Source organism: Rhodoferax sp. WC2427 (assembly GCF_040822085.1).
GTDB lineage: Bacteria > Pseudomonadota > Gammaproteobacteria > Burkholderiales > Burkholderiaceae_C > Rhodoferax_B.
Window position 1 is genome coordinate 2054875 of record NZ_CP162006.1, and the last position, 17010, is coordinate 2071884.

Sequence of the window (17010 nt, forward strand, 5' to 3'; positions counted from 1 at the left end):
CGTAGGGAGAGAGTGGGTGACTCGTTGGCAAGATGGGAGGGCGATCATTTGTAAGCCTGTTTCCAGGCCTACAGGCAGTCCTTGCGGTGGGGTGGCCGGTGCGCGCTATGGCGGCTGGGGCCGTATCCGGAGGTGTTGCTGTCGCTCTTGCCGAGCAGTTAGCCTTAGATTATAGCCTGCCGGCCGAAATTCAAGCCTTTTTTGAGATTTTCAACCGATTTTGATGGCGGTTAGTTCCAATCGGCGGCGATTCAGTGCGCGGTAACGTTCCAAAGCAGATGGGTCCGACTTGGCCGCTTCCAAGGCCTGGGTTTCTTGCTGCTTGAGCAGGTCGATCAGCATCAGGTTGAGCAGCGCGCGCAGCTCCTGCAGAGCCTCAGTGTCGATCACGGTCTCGGCAGCTTCGGTGGCATTGCTGGGCACCGGGCCCGACATCAGCCTCAGCGCCAGGTCTTCAAACGGCTGGCCGCGCACACCGGGGCGCAGCCGCTCCCAGCTTTGCGGGCCGTGCTCGTGCTGCTGGGCCTCCAGCCAGACGAACAGCGCTGCGTGGGGCTCGGGCAATGCGCACAGCAGGGCGTGGTCTTCGTGGCCCAGGCTGTCCCAGCCGGTGGCGTTGGACAGCAGCAGGCGGGCCGCGTGGTCGGCGCGGCTGGCGGGTTTGCGGCGGCCGGCGCTGTCGGAGCCGACGGGGGGCGGTTTGGGTTCGTAGCGCTTGCCCGGTGTGTACGGGGTGCTATATTTTTTGCTGCCTTTGCCCTCAGGGCGGCTGCCGATGGCCTTGCCGCTCCAGACATCGGTGAGTTCGCTGCTGCTGAGCTGCACCAGGTCGGCGATCTCAATCAGCAACTGGCGTTTGAGTGCACCCTCGGGCAACTGGCTCCACAGCGGCTTGGCGTTGCTGGCCAGCAGGGAGCGGCCTTCGGCGGTGTGCAGCTCGCAGCCTTCGCGTATGGATTCGATCAGGAAGCGGCTCAGCGGCGTGGCCTCGGACACATAGCGGGCAAACGCGTCGCGGCCATAGGCTCGGATGAAGCTGTCGGGGTCGTGCTCGGCGGGCAGAAACAAGAATTTACAACTGCGTACATCGGTGGCCAGCGGCAGTGCGCCATCGAGCGCCTTGCGGGCGGCACGGCGGCCTGCGGCATCCCCATCAAAGCTGAACACCACGGCGTCGGTGAAACGGAACAGCTTGTGCAGGTGATCTGCCGTGCAGGCCGTGCCCAGGGTGGCCACGGCGTTGGGAAAGCCCAGCTGCGCCAAGGCGACCACGTCCATGTAGCCCTCGGTGACCAGGGCGTAACCGGCGTCGCGCAGGGCGTTGCGGGCCTCGAACAGGCCGTAGAGCTCGCGGCCCTTGCTGAACACCGGGGTTTCGGGGGAGTTGAGGTATTTGGGCTTGTCGTCGCCCAGCACCCGGCCCCCAAAGCCGATGCATTCGCCCTTGACGTTGCGGATCGGGAACATCACCCGGTCGCGGAAGCGGTCGTAGCGCTTCTCAGAATCTTCTTCGCTGGTGATGACCAGGCCGCTCTCGGCCAGCAGCGGGTCGTCGTAATGCGGGAATACCCCGGCCAGGCTGCGCCAACCTTCAGGTGCATAGCCCAGGTCGAATTGCTTGGCGATTTCGCCCGACAGGCCACGGCCCTTGAAGTACGCGATGGCGCGGGGCGAGTCGCGCAGGTGCTTCTTGTAGGCGGTGCAGGCCTGCTCCAGCACGTCGGTCAGGGTGGCCTGCTTTTGCTTTTGCTCGGCGGCGCGGGCGCGGTCCTGGGGCGAGGCATCGTCTTCAGGGATCTGCATGCCGAACTGCTGGGCCAGGTCTTGCACGGCCTCGATGAAGGTCATGCCCGCGTGGTCCATCAGAAAACGCAGCGCGTCGCCGCTCTTGCCGCAACCAAAGCAGTGGTAGAACTGCTTGGTGGGGCTGACCGAGAAAGAGGGGGATTTCTCGGCGTGGAACGGGCACAGGCCCATGAAGTTGGCGCCGCCCTTCTTGAGCTGCACGTAGCGGCCCACGATCTCGACCACGTCGGCGCGGGCGATGAGTTCCTGGATGAAGGTATGGGGAATGGTCACGGGCCTATTGTCCCAGCATAGTGACGCAATCTAGATTGCAAGGAAAATCGGCTGCTAGCGCTTATCCTATGAGCGTGAGCAGCTATAAAAATAGTAGTAATCAGGTTTTGCTCTTGGCCTGCGCGTAGCGGGCGGCGGCAATGACGCTGAGGATGGCTGTGGTGACGGTGTCGGGCTGGTCCTGGTGGATGTTGTGGCCGCTGTCGCCCACTATTTTGATGCGGCCCAGTCGCGACATTTTGGCCATGTTGCGCTGGCTGGCATCCCAGACCTTGCCCAGGCGTTCCGGCCACCGGCTGGCGGAGCGGTCTTGGCTGAGCACAATCAACGGTACGGCGGGGAATTCTCCGGCCCGGCGGGCTTGGCGCGCAGTGAGCGCGGCGGAGGCAATCTCGGCCCGCATGGCGCTGGGGGCCATGGCAAACAGCAGGGCCGGCGGGTCGTACCACATGCGGTGCACGCCAAGCTGCTTGCAGCGCTTGGAAAATTCGGCGTGGCGCGCGTCCACCAGCACCACCCCGGCGACCTCCGTGGGGTAGGTTTTGGCAAACAGCTTGACGATGGTGCCGCCCAAAGAGTGGCCCACCAGCACATAAGGCGGTTTGATTTCTTCGGTCTGCAGCATGGCACGCAGCTCGCGCAGGATCTGCAAGCCATCGCGCGGCAGCCGTGAGCGCTCGCTCTGGCCATAGCCCGCCCGGTCGTAGGCGACGGCATGGCCGATGGCGCTGATCTCGTTGAAGATGCGGCCCCACGCATTTTTGCCATTGCCCAGACCCGCCTCAAACAGTACGGTGGGTCCGCCCGTGCCCGCGCTGACGAAGGCTCTGGCCCCATAGGGCGTGTAGCTCATGGTGTGCGAAGGCATGGTTTGAGAGCGCATTGCAGGGCCTATGCGGGCGCGCAGGGCGTCTACCGACAGCAGCGGCAGGGGCGCCGCGGGCGGTGGCGGTGGCGTTTTGGGCGCAGGGGCCACTGTGGTGCGGCTCGACGGCTTCAGGTGCGCGGGCACCGCGTCCTGCGGCATGCGCAGTACCGTGGTGCGCCGACGAACAGGTGGAAAAGGCGCGGTTTCCGGTGGCTTCAGGTGGTCTATCAAGGGCGTGGTGGGGGCGATCGCCATGTCAATTACGCGGCAAAAAGTCTGCACTGGCCCCAAGGATGGTCGGAGCCAGGGCGCGCGAAAACAACATATTCATACACCAATTATCAAACACCCAGCGCGTTGTTTTGTTTCAGGCTGTAAATTCCTCGGAAAGTTCGGCGCGGTGCTGCGCAGCTCTCAGGCGCTGCGCGCCCGTCCACCCTTCTCTGCCCACGTTCTTGTCCAGCGGACTTGCATGATGCGCAGCATGAACAGCATCACCACCGCCAGACCGGCGAACAGGATGAAGCCCCACATGTAGCTGCCCGCGTACTGTTTGGACAGGCCCATGGCGTTGGGCACCAGGCCGCCGCCGAGGGCGCCGATCTCGCCGATCATGGAGCCGGCTACCGCGGTGGCCAGGGGCCAGCGCAGAGGGACCAGTTGGAACAGCGCGCCATTGCCCGCACCCAGGGCGGCAAAGCACAGAATCATCAGCAGCGTGGTCAGCACCAGCGAGCCGCCTGCCAGGCCGCAGGCCACCAGGGTGGTGGCCACGGTGACCAGTACGATGTTCAGCGTGTTGACACCGCCCCAGCGGTCAGAGATCCAGCCGCCAAAAACCCGCAGCGCCGCGCCCATGAAGGCCGCCAGCATGGTCAGTTGCCCGGCCTGCACCTTGCTCACGCCAAACTGGTCGTAGTAGTAGGTGGGCAGGAAGGTGATCAGGCCGATGAAGCCGCCGAAGGTCACGGCGTAGATCAGGCTGAAAGCCCAGCCGTCTTTTTCAAACAGGCAGGCGATGTGCTCTTTGAAGCTGGCGTGCGGGTCCAGATCGGGCGGTTCCTGGGCGAAGACCACCATGACCACCATCGGGATGGCAATTGCCGCCGCCGCAAAGCCGTACACGGTGACCCAGCCAAACGCCTGGGCCAGGGGCGGTGCCACCAGCACGCAGACCGCCGTGCCGACGTTGCCCGCGCCCACCAGGCCCATGGCCAAGCCCTTGTGCTTGGGCGGGAACGAGCCCGAACCCAGCGACAAGGCCACGCCAAAGCTGGCCCCTGCAATGCCCAGCAGCACGCCCATGGCCAGCAGGTCGTTGAAGCTTTTCACAAAGAAAAAGCCAAACAGCATGGCCACCATGATCATGCCCATCTCGACCAGCGTGGCTTTCTTGCGGCCAATGTACTGCGACAGCAGGCCCAGCGGGAAGCGCATCAGCGCCCCGGCCATGATGGGGATGGACAGCATCAAGCCCTTTTGCGCGGGGCTGAGGCCGAAGGTTTCGGAGATGAAGGGCGCCATGGCCCCGTTGAGCACCCAGATGCAGCAGGAAAACGAAAAATACAAAAACGAAGCGAAGAGCGTGGGGGAGTGCCCGCTCTTGAGGAAACTGCGGAATCCCGCCATGGTGCATGTCCTTAAGGTTCTGTAGATCCATGCACCAAAGCGAAACTCGTGCCAGCCGGAAATCGCCATAAAACTGCCAGTATTCGGCATGCCTCCCCACATACGCTAGTTTTTGGTGCGGTACACCGATTTTGTGCGCTATTTTGGTGGTCAGAAGTGGTGCACCGCTGCGGTCAACTGGCTACGCGGGGACAGGCTCGGCGATCGGCTGCCCCAGGCTGCGCAGCACGTCGCGCACCATTTGCGCACGGGCTTTGGGCTCGGGTAGCTCGCGCTCGATCCGCAGCTTCTCGTTGCCGGCCAGCTTGATGTGGCGGTTTTTCTGGATCAGCTCGATGATGCGCATCGGTTCGATGGGAGGGTTGGCCCTGAAGGTGATGTTGATCACGCCGGGCGCTGCATCCACCTTGACCACGCCGTAGGGCCGCGCCAGCACGCGCAGGCGGTGGCCGTCGATGAGGGTTTGCGCCTGGGTGGGCAGCTTGCCGAAGCGGTCGACGATTTCTTCCAGCAACGCGTCGATCTGGTCGGTGGTCTTGGCGGTGGCCAGTTTCTTGTAGAACGACAGGCGCAGATGCACGTCGCCGCAGTAGTCGTCGGGCAGTAGGGCCGGGGCGTGCAGGTTGATCTCGGTGGTCACGTTCATCGGGCTCATCAGGTCGGGCTCGATGCCCGCCTTCAGGCAGCGCACCGCCTCGTTCAGCATCTCGTTGTAGAGCTGGAAACCCACCTCCAGCATGTTGCCGCTCTGGTTTTCGCCCAGCACCTCGCCCGCGCCGCGGATTTCCAGGTCGTGCATGGCCAGGTAGAAGCCGGAGCCCAGTTCTTCCATCTTCTGGATCGCGTCCAGGCGCTGGCTGGCCTGCTTGGTCAGGCCTTCCAGGTCGGGCACCATCAGGTAGGCATAGGCCTGGTGGTGGCTGCGACCCACGCGGCCCCGCAACTGGTGCAATTGGGCCAGGCCGAACTTGTCGGCGCGGCTCATCACGATGGTGTTGGCGCTGGGCACGTCGATGCCGGTTTCAATGATGGTGGAGCACAGCAGCACATTGAAGCGCTGGGCCACGAAGTCGCGCATCACGGCTTCCAGCTGGCGTTCGGGCATCTGGCCGTGGGCCACGGCGATGCGGGCCTCGGGCAGTAGCTCTTCCAGTTTCTGGCGGCGGTTTTCGATGGTTTCGACTTCGTTGTGCAAAAAGTACACCTGGCCGCCGCGCTTGAGTTCGCGCAGCACGGCCTCGCGGATCACGCCGTTGCCTTCGGTACGCACAAAGGTCTTGATGGCCAGGCGGCGCTGCGGCGCGGTGGCGATCACACTCAGGTCCCGCAGGCCTTCCAGCGCCATCCCTAAGGTGCGTGGGATGGGCGTGGCGGTCAGCGTGAGCACATCGACCTCGGCGCGCAGCGACTTCATCTGCTCCTTGTGGCGCACGCCAAAGCGGTGCTCTTCGTCAATGATCAGAAGGCCCAGGTTGGCAAACTTGGTCGATTCGCTGAGAAGCTTGTGCGTGCCCACCACAATATCCACGCCACCTTCGGCGATGCCTTTCAGCGCGGCGGTGATTTCCTTGCCCGAGCGGAAGCGCGACACCTCGGCCACCTTGACCGGCCACTTGGCGAAGCGGTCCACCAGGGTCTGGTAGTGCTGCTCGGCCAGCAGCGTGGTGGGGGCCAGCAGGGCTACCTGTTTGCCGCCGGTGATGGCGATGAAGGCGGCGCGCAAGGCCACCTCGGTCTTGCCAAAGCCCACATCACCGCAGACCAGGCGGTCCATGGGGCGTGGGCTGATCATGTCCTGGATCACCGCGTGGATGGCGGCGGCCTGGTCGGGCGTCTCTTCAAAGCCAAAGTCGTTGGCAAACACCTCGTAGTCGTTGGGCGAGTAGCGGAAGGCATGGCCTTCGCGGGCGGCGCGGCGGGCGTAGATATTGAGCAGCTCGGCGGCCGAGTCGCGCACCTGCTCGGCGGCGCGGCGTTTGGCTTTTTCCCACTGGCCCGAGCCCAGGCGGTGCAGCGGGGCTTCGTCGGCGCTCACGCCGGTGTAGCGGCTGATGTGCTGCAGCTGGCTCACCGGCACGTACAGCGTGGCCTTGTCGGCGTATTCCAAGAATAGGAATTCTTGCAGCAGCGGTGAGCCGTCGGCGTTCTTGCCCTGGCCCAGATCCAGGTGCACCAGGCCCTTGTAGCGGCCAATGCCGTGGGCGGAGTGGACGACCGGGTCGCCCAGCGAGAGTTCGCTCAGGTCCTTGATCAGCGCCTCCACATCGCTGACCTGTTCCTGCTTCTTGCGGCGGCGGGTGGTGGGCCCGGCGGCAAACAGCTCGGTTTCGGTAACAAAGTCGATGCCCTCGGCCATCCAGCTGAAACCGCTGTTCAGCGCGGCGGTGGCGATGCCGACCTTTTCGGTGCTGGTCTGGAAGTCTTCCAGCGAGTCGAAGGCGGGCGGGTTGACCTGGCTGGCGCGCAGCAGGTCCAGCAGGCTTTCGCGGCGGCCATCGCTTTCGGCCAGCAACAGCACCCGGTGCGGCGTGCGCTGGATGTGCATTTTCAGCTGGGTCAGCGGGTCTTCGGCACCGCGCGCCACCGACAGCAACGGCAGGGGCTCAAAGCCGGTGTCGGTGGTCACGTCCACATTGCCGATATTTCGCAGGGCCAGCTGCGCATGCTGGTTGGTCAGGGCGTAGAACTGCTCGGTTCCCAGAAACAGCGACTCGGGCGGCAGGGCGGGGCGGTCCAGGTCGCCCTGCACCAGGCGGTAGCGCTCCTTGGTGTCTTGCCAAAAGCGCTGCAGCGAGGGCTCCAGGTCGCCGTGCAGCACCACCGTGGCGTCGGCACCGATGTAGTCGAACACGGTGGCGGTGTCTTCAAAGAACAGCGGCAGGTAGTACTCGATACCGGCCGTGGCCACGCCGTTGCCCATGTCTTTGTAGATGCGGCTCTTGGTCGGGTCGCCCTCTAACAGTTCGCGCCAGCGGCTGCGGAACTTGGCGCGGGCCTCGTCGTCCATGGGGAATTCGCGCCCGGGCAGCAGGCGCACTTCGGGCACGGGGTACAGGCTGCGCTGGGTGTCGGGGTCGAAGGTGCGGATGCTGTCGATCTCGTCGTCGAACAAATCCACCCGGTACGGTACCGCGCTGCCCATGGGGAACAGGTCGATCAGGCCGCCGCGCACCGCGTATTCACCGGGGCTGACCACCTGGGTGACGTGGCTGTAGCCCGCCAGTGTGAGCTGGGCCTTGAGCTTGGCCTCGTTGAGCTTTTGCTTGGTCTTGAACTGGAAGGTGTAGCCCGCCATGAAGCTGGGCGGGGCCAGGCGGTACAGCGCGGTGGTCGCGGGCACGATCACCACGTCGGCCCCAGTGGTCTTGTCGCGCTGGCTGATGCGCCACAGCGTGGCCAGGCGTTCGCTGATCAGGTCCTGGTGCGGCGAAAACGTGTCGTACGGCAGGGTTTCCCAGTCGGGAAACAGGGCGCAGCGCAGGCTGGGTGCAAAAAAGGCAATTTCGTCCATCAGCCGCTGGGCATCCGCCGCATCGGATGTGACGATGGCCGTCAGCGACCCCCGGGCCTTGTCCCGCAGCGCCAGTTGCGCCAGCAACACTGCGTCGGCCGAGCCTTGGGGGCGGGGCAGGGTGAAGCGTTTGCCGGGGGTGAGTTTGGGGAGGTCCATGGGCGGTGTTTTTGGATATCAGGAATACAAAAACACCCCCCGGCACAAGGGCGGGGGGTGTGGATGGCACTGATTTTAGAATGCGCACCATGTCTACCGCCTCCGTGTCCCCGATACCCCGCTTTTTTGCCCTGATTCCCTGTGCCGGTGTGGGCAGCCGCGCCATCGCTGCGGGCAGCCCCGATGCCCCCAAGCAGTACCAAACCGTGGCGGGCCAGCCCATGGTGATGCACACCCTGGCCGCTTTCGCCAGCGTGCCGCGCATTGCCGATGTGCTGGTGGTGGTGGCGGTGGGCGATGATTTTTTTGAGCGGCATAGCGCCACGTGTGGGGTGTCCGACTGCGGTGGCAGCAGCCGGGCCGCGTCGGTGGCCAACGGCCTGCACGACCTGTTCGAGCAGGGGGCCCGTGCCGACGACTGGGTGCTGGTGCACGACGCCGCCCGTTGCCTGGTCACCCCGGCGCAGATCAACGCATTGATCGATGCCTGCCAGGAGGACCCCGTCGGCGGCCTGCTGGCCCACAGGCTGGCAGACACCCTGAAGGCCGAGGTGCAGGGCCGGGTGGCGGCCACCGTGCCGCGGGCCGACAAGTGGCTGGCGCAGACGCCGCAGATGTTCCGCATCGGCATGTTGTCCAGAGCGCTGGCATCGGCCGGGGCCGAGGTGACCGACGAATCCAGTGCCATCGAAGCCCTGGGCCTGCAACCTCGGTTGGTGCCGGGCAGCGCCCAAAATTTCAAAGTAACCTACCCTGAAGACTTCGCACTCGCCGAAGCCATTTTGCAAAGCCGTTTCACACCAAGGACAGATTGATGCCGTTTCGTATCGGAGAAGGTTGGGATGTGCACGCCCTGGTGGCGGGCCGCAAGCTGATTTTGGGGGGCGTGGAGATTCCGCACCCCCTGGGCCTGCTGGGCCATTCGGATGCCGATGCGCTGCTGCACGCCATCACCGATGCCCTGCTGGGGGCGGCCGCGCTGGGCGATATCGGCACGCATTTCTCAGACACCGACCCGCAGTTCAAGGGCGCGGATTCCATGGTGCTGTTGGCCGAAGCCCTGCGCCGGGTGGCCGCCCAGGGTTACCAGATTGGCAATATCGACAGCACCATCATCGCCCAGGCCCCCAAAATGATGCCGCATATCCCGGCCATGCGCGCGCGCATCGCCCATGGCTTGGGCCTGGCGCTGGAGCAAATCAACATCAAGGCCAAGACGGCGGAGAAGATGGGCCCGGTCGGGCTGGGCCAGAGCATCGAGGCGCGGGCGGTGGTTTTGCTATATAAAAAGTAGCTGCTCACGCTGATGCATCAAGCGCTAGCGGCCTATTTCATGCCTTATTTCATTCCTTGGGCGCGCGCTGCAGCTTGATATGCGCTGCCAGCCCGCCCGAAGCGGTGTTGGTCAGCTCGAATTCTCCGCCCATGCGCTGGATGGCCTTGTCCACGATGGACAGGCCCAGGCCTGCGCCGGTGGCTTCGGTGCGGGCCGTGTCGCCCCGGAAGAAGGGCTTCGACAGGCTGCTGAGCTGCTCGGGGTTGACCCCCTGGCCGTGGTCGCGCACCTTCAGCAGCACCCAGTCGTCATGCGCCTTGGCCACGATGTCCACATTGGCGATGCCGGTGTCGGGCGACTTGCCGTAGCGGCGGGCGTTTTCCAGCAGGTTGGCGATCACCCGGCCCAGCTCCACCTCGTCGGCCAGCACCATCAGCGATTCTTCGACATTGCGCTGGATGCGCATGTCTTCGTACTCCAGCACGGCATACAGGCTGGATTCGAGCACCTGGTTGAGCGACACGGAGTTGAGCTTGGCATGCCCAGGGCGGGCGTAGTCGAGAAATTTGTCGATGATGGCATCGAGCTGTTCGATATCGGCCACCATGTGGTCGCGGGCATCGTCGTCGGCCACGCTCATCTCGGTTTCCAGCCGCAACCGGGCCAGCGGGGTGCGCAGGTCGTGCGAGATACCGGCCAGCATGACGACCCGGTCCTGCTCGATCTTGGCCAGTTTTTGCGCCATGCGGTTGAAGCCGATGTTGACCTCGCGCACCTCGCCGGTCACGCCGCGTTCGTCCAGGTGGCTGGCATCGAAGTCGCCCTCGCGCACCCGGCTGGTGGCAAACGACAGTTGCTTGAGCGGGCGGTTGATCAGCCGCGCAATCAGCGCCGCCCCGGTGAGCGACAGGCCGCCGATGGTCAACAGCCAGATCAGCCAGGTCTTGTTGCTGCCGGGGTTGAAGCGCTCGCGGTCCAGCTGAAGCCAGTTGGCATCGCCGTTGATGTCAAAACCCACCCACAGGCCGTTGGTGCCGTTGACGCTGCGCGCCACGACCGTGGCCGAGCCCAGGATACTTTTCAGTTCCTGGGCGACGCGTTCACTCAGGGCATCGCTGTCGAAGGGCAAAAACTGGTCTTTGGGCTCGCGCGGCACGATGCGCACGCCCTCGGTGTCCGCCATGGTCTTGATCAGGGACACCCGGGCAATGGCATCCACGTGCATCAGGGCCGCGCGGCTGAGGTTGACCTGGGAGGCGATTTGCTGTGCCGTCTGCACGGCGCGTGGCGTGAAATCCAGCGCCCGCAAAGTGGCCAGCCACGCCAGCATGCTGCCCATGAGCAGGGCTGCCAGCAGAAAGAAGGTGCGCCAGAACAGGCTGACCACCACCATCTGGCGGGACAGGTGCGACTTGCCCGGCAGCATCTCCAGCGGCGCGGGGCTGGTGCCATCGGCGAGGTCTGCCGCGTCTTTCAGCCGGTAGTCGGACTGGCGGCGAGAGGGGGATTTACTCAAAAGGGATCAACCTGCACCGTCCGGTACAAACACATAGCCCACGCCCCAGACGGTCTGGATGAAGCGCGGCGCGGCCGCGTCCACCTCGACCAGCTTGCGCAGGCGCGAGACCTGCACATCCAGGCTGCGGTCGAAGGGCTCGAACTCGCGGCCCCGGGCCAGCAAGGCCAGTTTTTCACGCGACAGCGGCTGTCGCGGGTGGCGTACCAGGGCTTTCAGCATGGCAAATTCGCCGGTGGTCAGCGGCAATTCTTCGCCGTTGCGGTTCAGGGTGCGCGAGCCGAGGTCGAACGAGAACGGCCCGAAGGTGATGATTTCGTTGTCGATGGACGGCGCGCCGGGGGCCTCCTTGACCGGGCGGCGGCGCAGCACGGCGTGGATGCGGGCCAGCAGTTCGCGCGGGTTGAAGGGCTTGCCCAGGTAGTCGTCGGCACCGACTTCGAGGCCGACAATGCGGTCGATATCTTCGCCCTTGGCCGTGAGCATGATGATGGGCGTGCGGTCGTTGGCGGCGCGCAGGCGGCGGCAGATGGAGAGGCCGTCTTCGCCGGGCATCATCAGGTCCAGCACGATCAGGTCGGCGGTGTCGCGCAGCATGATGCGGCTGAGTGCTTTGCCGTCTTCGGCCAGCATCACTTCAAAGCCTTCTTGCATCAAATAACGGCGCAGCAGATCGCGGATGCGGGAGTCGTCATCGACCACCAAAATCTTGTCGGGGCGGTTGGCAGTCTGGTTCATAGTCTGTGTACCGGTAATATGTAACAGGGGGATTTTGCAGTGTGTAACTGCTAAAAACCGACGTTAAGACCTCATTTTGACAGTATGTTACAAATTTTGCATACGGTCCAGTGTGCTTTTGAATAAGGTTTTTTACGGTAAATACTGTTTTTGTCAGAGGAGCGGGTCTGCGCAATCCTTCCCGCACCCGTTACGTTTGTTGACCCTTTACTTTTTGAAAGTTACGTATGTCCATGGTTTTGAATGTTGCTATTAAATGTGTAGCTGCCAGCGCTTTATTGGTGGGCGCAGGTGGTGTTTTTTCGCAAGAAAACAGTCCCGCCCAGGCGCCCCGCAACGTGGTCCAGCTGTCGGCCAGCGGTGCTGTGGAGGTGCAGCAGGATCTGCTGACCATGGTTCTAAGCACCAGCCGCGACGGCACCGACGCTGGCGTGGTGCAGACCCAGCTGAAAGCTGCACTCGACGTGGCCCTCACCGAAGCCAAAAAAGCCGTGCAACCCGGCCAGCTGGATGTGCGCACCGGCAACTTCAGCCTGTTCCCGCGTTACGGCAAAGACAGCAAAATTGTGGGCTGGCAGGGCAGTACCGAGCTGGTCCTGGAGGGCCGCGACTTTGCCCGTATCGCCAGCACCGCGGGCAAGATCGGTACGCTGACCATGGGCAATGTCAGCTTTGGCCTGAGTCGCAGCCAGCGCGCCCAGGTGGAAGGCCAGGCGCAGGCCATGGCGATCGAGCAGTTCAAGGCCAAGGCCGGTGAAATTGCCAAGGGCTTTGGCTTTGCGGGCTACAGCCTGCGCGAGGTTTCGGTCAACGCCTCCGACACGGGCGGCATGCCGCGTCCACGCATGATGGCCATGGAGGCCAAAATGGCATCCAGCGACATGGCCGTGCCGGTGGAGGCTGGCAAAAGCACGGTGCAGGTCACGGTGTCTGGCGCAGTGCAGCTCCAGTGATCTACTTTCGCCCGCTGCACATCGACCCGGCAGAGGTTGAGATGACGGCCATCCGTGCGCAAGGCGCGGGCGGGCAAAACGTCAACAAGGTGTCCAGCGCGGTGCATTTGCGCTATGACATCGGCGCGTCCAGCCTGCCACCGGATGTAAAAGAGCGCCTGCTGGCCCTGCGCGACGGCCGCATCACCCAGCTTGGGGTGGTGGTGCTCAAGGCCCAGCAACACCGCAGCCAGGAGCAAAACCGGGCCGACGCACTGCAGCGGCTGGAGGCGCTGGTCAACAGCGTCGCCCAGGCTCCGCTGGTGCGCCGCGCCACCAAGCCCACCTACGGCTCCAAGCAGCGCCGCCTGGAAGGCAAGAGCCAGCGCGCCAATACCAAGGCGCTGCGCGCTAGGGTTAACGAGTAGGTCCGAGGCTCTTGGGCGGCTAGCCGCAACGTGGCGTGAGCCTCTCGATGCGGATTCGTGAGCCTGTCTTTGCAGGTTTCTCTTGCAGGAAACGCATATTCATACTAGTGTTCACAACTTGAAATGCATCATGTTGGGTACATGAATGTATCTGCATATTTTATTGCATACAAATAAATTTGAAAAACAAACTTGTTTCATGATTCAATCACGCCCAGATTAGCCCATTAGTTACATAAAAATAGAGCATGAGGACAAGGTATGGATCGAATTTCCGCCATGCGCGTATTTAGCGAGGTCGTCACACGTGGCAGCTTTACCGCGGCCGCAGAGACGCTGGGCATGTCCCGGGCGATGGTGACGCGGCACATTGCCGAGTTGGAACGTTGGCTGGGCACCCGCTTGCTGCAGCGCTCGACCCGCCGCCTTTCGCTGACGGAAGCGGGTGAAGCCTGTGTTGCCCGCAGCCGCCAATTGTTAGAACTGGTAAATGATGTAGAGCAGGTGGTGGGCCAGCGCGACACCGAACCGCATGGCCCTATCCGGGTCATGTCCAGCGTGGCCCTGGGCCAGACCCATCTGGCCCCGGCGCTGGTGGCGTACCTGGCCCGATACCCGCGCACCCGGGTGGATTTGCAGCTCGGCGACCAGACCCTGAACCTGGTTGAAGAGCGGATCGACCTGGCGGTACGCATCACCAATGAGATCGACCCCGCATTGATAGCCCATAAGCTGTCGGTGTGCCGGGCAGTGGTGTGTGCGGCCCCCGACTACCTGGTCCGTGAGGGTACGCCCAAAACCCTGGACGACCTGGCCGGGCACAACTGCCTGACCTATTCGCGCTATACCAAAAGCCAGTGGAACCTGGGCCGCGATGGGGAGGAAACCGCCGTGCAAGTCAGCGGCAACCTCAGTGCCAACGAGGCTTCGACGCTGCTGCAGGCGGTGCTGGCGGGCGGCGGTGTGTCGATGCTGCCGACCTTCATGGTGGCCCCCATGCTACGCAGCGGCGCGTTGGTGTCGGTACTGCCAGACTGGCAACCGGCCGCGCTGGGCATTTATGGTGTGTATGTCTCGCGCCGCCACCAACCGGCCACCTTACGCACGCTGCTGAACTTTCTGGCGGCCCAATGGGGTCCTCAGCCTGCGTGGGACTATGCTATATAAATAAGAGCTGCCTACGCTGATTGGATAAGCGCAAGAGTCGTATTTGGTGCTTAAGCTTGCAGGGCGTCCAGGGCCTTGCGCTGCACACCGTCAGCCGACAGGGTCAGCCATTCGCCGCGGGCTGGCTGCGCGCTGGCATCCCAGTCGGTCAGCACCCAGCGTTGCAGGCCGTGGCCCAGATCGTGCTGGGCCGGGCGGTGGGTATGGCCGTGGACCAGGGTGGTGGCGTGGGCGGCTTGCAGCCAGGCTACAGCGGCAGCAGTGTCCACATCGGCATAGACAGCGCCGCTGCGTTTGCGGCTTTCGCTCTGGCTGCGGATGCCCCGGGCGATGTGCTGGCGCTCGGCCAGGGGCTTGGCCAGAAAATCCTGTTGCCACTGCGGGCTGCGCACCACAGCGCGAAACTGCAGGTAGTCCACATCGTCCAGGCACAGCGCGTCGCCATGGCTCAGCAGCCAGCGTTGCCCGGCGAATTGCAGCGCCAAAGGGTCGTCCAGCAGGGTGACACCGCAGGCATCCAGGCAGGCGCGGCCGACTAGAAAGTCACGGTTGCCGGGCATGAAGTACACCGGGCGCTGGCGTGCGGTGTCGCGCAGCACCTGCACGCAGGCGGCATCGAAACCGGCGGGATCGGTATCCAGTATGTCGTCGCCGACCCAGACTTCAAACAGATCGCCCAGGATGAACACCGCATCTGCCGTCGTGCTTGCCATGCTGCGCTGCCAGGCATCGAATGTGGCGGGCTCGCTGGCCTGCAGATGCAGGTCTGAAATGCAAGCGACCGTGCGCCAGTGGGAGGGAGCGATCAGCTCCGCCACCGGGGGCACGGTCGGGGTCATGGTGAGGTCCGTTTAGATCGCGACGGCTTTTTCGATGATCACGTCTTCGACAGGCACGTCACCGTGGCCGCCCTTGTTGCCGGTCTTGACGGCTTTGATGCCATCGACCACTTCGGTGCCCGACACGACTTTGCCGAACACGGCATAGCCCCAGCCCGACGAAGAAATCGCGGTGTGGTTCAGGAAGCCGTTGTTGGCCACGTTGATAAAGAACTGCGCGGTAGCCGAGTGCGGGTCGTTGGTGCGGGCCATGGCGACGGTGTAGTTGTCGTTCTTCAGGCCATTGTTGGCTTCGTTGTCGATGGGCTTGTCGCTGCTCTTTTGCTTCATGCCGGGCTCAAAACCGCCGCCCTGGATCATGAAGCCGGGGATGACGCGGTGGAACACGGTGTTGTCGTAATGGCCCTTGGCCACGTAGGCCAGGAAGTTGGCGACCGACTTAGGGGCTTTTTCAGCGTCCAGTTCCAGGGTGATCACGCCGCGGTTGGCAATGTGGAGTTCGACTTTAGGGTTGCTCATGGCAAGGATTCCTTTTTTATTTAACGAGGGTGACGGATTGGATGCTGACCGGGGTCAGCGGGACGTTCTGGAACGGGCCTTTGTTGCCGGTAGGTACCGTGCGGATCTTGTCCACCACGTCCATGCCGCTGACGACTTTGCCAAACACGGTATAGCCGTAGCCATCGGGCAAGGGCGCGTTCAGGTTGGCGTTGTCCTTCACGTTGATGAAGAACTGCGCGGTGGCCGAATTCGGGTTGCCGGTACGTGCCATGGCGATGGTGCCACGGTCGTTTTTCAGGCCGTTATTGGCTTCCAAAGGCACCGGCGGTCGGGTGGTCTTTTCCTTCATGTCGGCGGAAAACCCGCCACCTTGCACCATGAAGCCGTAGATCACGCGGTGGAACACCGTGCCTTCATAGTGCTTGTCTTTGGCGTATTGCACAAAATTCTCTACCGTCTTGGGTGCTTTTTCGGGGTTGAGTTCAACCACGAAGTCACCCAGCGAAGTGGCGAACTTGAACTGCGGCGCATCGGCGGCAAAGGCGCCATGGGATACCCACAGGGCGCAGGCCAGCAGTAGAGTGCGTTTGGAGTTGGAAAAGGTCATGGGAGGGGCTGTTTTAAGGCAAAAAGGGCAGCGCGTTGCGCTGCCCTGGGGAGTAGGCTACGCGGCCTTACTTGGATTTGGCCGGTGCAGCGGGCGCAGCCGGTGTCGCAGGCGTCAGCACGGTCTTCAACAGCGCTATTTTTTGGGAAGCCTGGGGGTTGGTGGCGTTGAGTTGCAGCGATTTGCTGTAGGACTGGCTGGCCAGCTTGGCGTACACGTCGCCCAGGTTTTCATAAGCGGTGGCGTAGCCCGGGTTGATACGCACGGCCATTTCCAGCGCGGTGCGGGCTTTGTCAAACTGGTTCTGGCTGGCGTACAACACGGCGAGGTTGTTGTAGGGCTCGGGCAACTCGGGGAATTCCTGGGTCAGCGCGGTCAGCGTGGTGATGGCATCGGCAGGCTGGCCCGCGGCCGACTGCACCGCCGACTTCAGAAAGCGCATTTGCGGGTCTTTGGGCTTGACGGTGAGGTACAGGTCGACCTTGGCCTGGGCTTCGGCGAGTTTGCCCGTCTTGAGCAACTGGCTGACATCGCCATAGTCGTCTGCGTGAACCGTCGCCGAAGCCACCAGGACTGACGCAGCGAGCAGGCGCAGAACAACCGACAAACGTGGCAAGGAATGTGACATAAAGCCTCTACAACAGGGTGCAAACAGGGTGGATCCCATGCCCAAACGCGGGGCGATATACTGCTTGGGATTGTAGCCGAGGGGTCTGATGCCGCTTTTCACGCCCCGGTTTTGCATCCGGTTCCCGCTCTC

15 protein-coding genes are annotated in these 17010 nt (G+C 63.4%); 5 read left to right on the forward strand and 10 right to left on the reverse strand.

Annotated features, from left to right (window positions below; translation table 11 throughout):
* Window positions 1–210 precede the first annotated feature (210 nt).
* From dnaG to mfd, 4 genes are all read right to left on the reverse strand, one after another.
* Entirely contained in the window at window positions 211–2079 is a 1869-nt protein-coding gene (gene dnaG, locus AB3G31_RS09765; RefSeq protein ID WP_367849981.1) for a DNA primase, read from the reverse strand.
* A 100-nt stretch (window positions 2080–2179) separates the two neighbouring features.
* Complete coding sequence (locus AB3G31_RS09770; RefSeq protein ID WP_367849982.1) at window positions 2180–3202, reverse strand: alpha/beta fold hydrolase; 1023 nt, start codon at window positions 3200–3202, stop codon at window positions 2180–2182.
* Window positions 3203–3361: 159 nt separating this feature from the next.
* Window positions 3362–4576: a nitrate/nitrite transporter gene (locus tag AB3G31_RS09775; protein WP_367849983.1), complete on the reverse strand. Its 1215-nt coding sequence runs from the start codon at window positions 4574–4576 to the stop codon at window positions 3362–3364.
* 181 nt (window positions 4577–4757) lie between these two features.
* Window positions 4758–8246 (reverse strand): transcription-repair coupling factor, encoded by a 3489-nt coding sequence (mfd, locus tag AB3G31_RS09780; protein WP_367849984.1) that lies wholly within the window; start codon window positions 8244–8246, stop codon window positions 4758–4760.
* Window positions 8247–8335: 89 nt separating this feature from the next.
* Here mfd and ispD point away from each other — a divergent pair, with 89 nt between their 5' ends.
* Together ispD and ispF are read left to right on the forward strand one after the other, a co-directional pair.
* A complete protein-coding gene (gene ispD / locus AB3G31_RS09785; RefSeq protein WP_367849985.1) occupies window positions 8336–9061 on the forward strand; it encodes a 2-C-methyl-D-erythritol 4-phosphate cytidylyltransferase in 726 nt (241 codons plus the stop codon).
* Entirely contained in the window at window positions 9061–9540 is a 480-nt protein-coding gene (gene ispF, locus AB3G31_RS09790; RefSeq protein ID WP_367849986.1) for a 2-C-methyl-D-erythritol 2,4-cyclodiphosphate synthase, read from the forward strand. Before ispD ends, ispF begins: the two co-directional genes overlap by 1 nt.
* Before the next feature lie 49 nt (window positions 9541–9589).
* On the opposite strand, the gene AB3G31_RS09795 is transcribed toward ispF, so the two are convergent.
* Together AB3G31_RS09795 and ompR are read right to left on the reverse strand one after the other, a co-directional pair.
* Window positions 9590–10948 (reverse strand): ATP-binding protein, encoded by a 1359-nt coding sequence (locus tag AB3G31_RS09795; RefSeq protein ID WP_367850319.1) that lies wholly within the window; start codon window positions 10946–10948, stop codon window positions 9590–9592.
* Between the two features lie 96 nt (window positions 10949–11044).
* Window positions 11045–11776, reverse strand: a complete 732-nt coding sequence (ompR, locus tag AB3G31_RS09800; RefSeq protein ID WP_295954921.1) for a two-component system response regulator OmpR — start codon at window positions 11774–11776, stop codon at window positions 11045–11047.
* A gap of 233 nt (window positions 11777–12009) precedes the next feature.
* Here ompR and AB3G31_RS09805 point away from each other — a divergent pair, with 233 nt between their 5' ends.
* From AB3G31_RS09805 to AB3G31_RS09815, 3 genes are all read left to right on the forward strand, one after another.
* Entirely contained in the window at window positions 12010–12729 is a 720-nt protein-coding gene (locus tag AB3G31_RS09805) for an SIMPL domain-containing protein (RefSeq protein WP_367849987.1), read from the forward strand.
* The gene (gene arfB, locus AB3G31_RS09810; protein WP_367850320.1) at window positions 12729–13136 is read left to right on the forward strand and encodes an alternative ribosome rescue aminoacyl-tRNA hydrolase ArfB; all 408 of its coding nucleotides are present in this window, start codon (window positions 12729–12731) and stop codon (window positions 13134–13136) included. The genes AB3G31_RS09805 and arfB overlap by 1 nt, the downstream gene beginning before the upstream one ends.
* 261 nt (window positions 13137–13397) lie before the next feature.
* Complete coding sequence (locus AB3G31_RS09815) at window positions 13398–14303, forward strand: LysR family transcriptional regulator (RefSeq protein ID WP_367849988.1); 906 nt, start codon at window positions 13398–13400, stop codon at window positions 14301–14303.
* Between the two features lie 50 nt (window positions 14304–14353).
* On the opposite strand, the gene AB3G31_RS09820 is transcribed toward AB3G31_RS09815, so the two are convergent.
* The 4 genes from AB3G31_RS09820 to AB3G31_RS09835 form a co-directional block, all read right to left on the reverse strand.
* Window positions 14354–15142: a UDP-2,3-diacylglucosamine diphosphatase gene (locus tag AB3G31_RS09820; RefSeq protein ID WP_367849989.1), complete on the reverse strand. Its 789-nt coding sequence runs from the start codon at window positions 15140–15142 to the stop codon at window positions 14354–14356.
* Window positions 15143–15154: 12 nt separating this feature from the next.
* Window positions 15155–15661 carry a peptidylprolyl isomerase gene (locus tag AB3G31_RS09825; protein ID WP_367849990.1) on the reverse strand — a complete coding sequence of 169 codons (507 nt, stop codon included), beginning with the start codon at window positions 15659–15661 and terminating at the stop codon, window positions 15155–15157.
* 16 nt (window positions 15662–15677) lie between these two features.
* Window positions 15678–16250, reverse strand: coding sequence for a peptidylprolyl isomerase (locus AB3G31_RS09830; protein WP_367849991.1), 573 nt, complete (start codon window positions 16248–16250; stop codon window positions 15678–15680).
* Window positions 16251–16317: 67 nt separating this feature from the next.
* Window positions 16318–16878, reverse strand: a complete 561-nt coding sequence (locus AB3G31_RS09835) for a tetratricopeptide repeat protein (protein ID WP_367849992.1) — start codon at window positions 16876–16878, stop codon at window positions 16318–16320.
* Window positions 16879–17010 lie beyond the last annotated feature (132 nt).

Coding starts and splice junctions, on each gene's coding strand:
- AB3G31_RS09770 (WP_367849982.1), bottom strand. CDS start 3,202: ATGGCGATCGCCCCCACCACGCCCTTGATAGACCACCTGAAGCCACCG.
- AB3G31_RS09775 (WP_367849983.1), bottom strand. CDS start 4,576: ATGGCGGGATTCCGCAGTTTCCTCAAGAGCGGGCACTCCCCCACGCTC.
- mfd (WP_367849984.1), bottom strand. CDS start 8,246: ATGGACCTCCCCAAACTCACCCCCGGCAAACGCTTCACCCTGCCCCGC.
- ispD (WP_367849985.1), top strand. CDS start 8,336: ATGTCTACCGCCTCCGTGTCCCCGATACCCCGCTTTTTTGCCCTGATT.
- ispF (WP_367849986.1), top strand. CDS start 9,061: ATGCCGTTTCGTATCGGAGAAGGTTGGGATGTGCACGCCCTGGTGGCG.
- AB3G31_RS09795 (WP_367850319.1), bottom strand. CDS start 10,948: ATGCTGCCGGGCAAGTCGCACCTGTCCCGCCAGATGGTGGTGGTCAGC.
- ompR (WP_295954921.1), bottom strand. CDS start 11,776: ATGAACCAGACTGCCAACCGCCCCGACAAGATTTTGGTGGTCGATGAC.
- AB3G31_RS09805 (WP_367849987.1), top strand. CDS start 12,010: ATGGTTTTGAATGTTGCTATTAAATGTGTAGCTGCCAGCGCTTTATTG.
- AB3G31_RS09815 (WP_367849988.1), top strand. CDS start 13,398: ATGGATCGAATTTCCGCCATGCGCGTATTTAGCGAGGTCGTCACACGT.
- AB3G31_RS09820 (WP_367849989.1), bottom strand. CDS start 15,142: ATGACCCCGACCGTGCCCCCGGTGGCGGAGCTGATCGCTCCCTCCCAC.
- AB3G31_RS09825 (WP_367849990.1), bottom strand. CDS start 15,661: ATGAGCAACCCTAAAGTCGAACTCCACATTGCCAACCGCGGCGTGATC.
- AB3G31_RS09830 (WP_367849991.1), bottom strand. CDS start 16,250: ATGACCTTTTCCAACTCCAAACGCACTCTACTGCTGGCCTGCGCCCTG.
- AB3G31_RS09835 (WP_367849992.1), bottom strand. CDS start 16,878: ATGTCACATTCCTTGCCACGTTTGTCGGTTGTTCTGCGCCTGCTCGCT.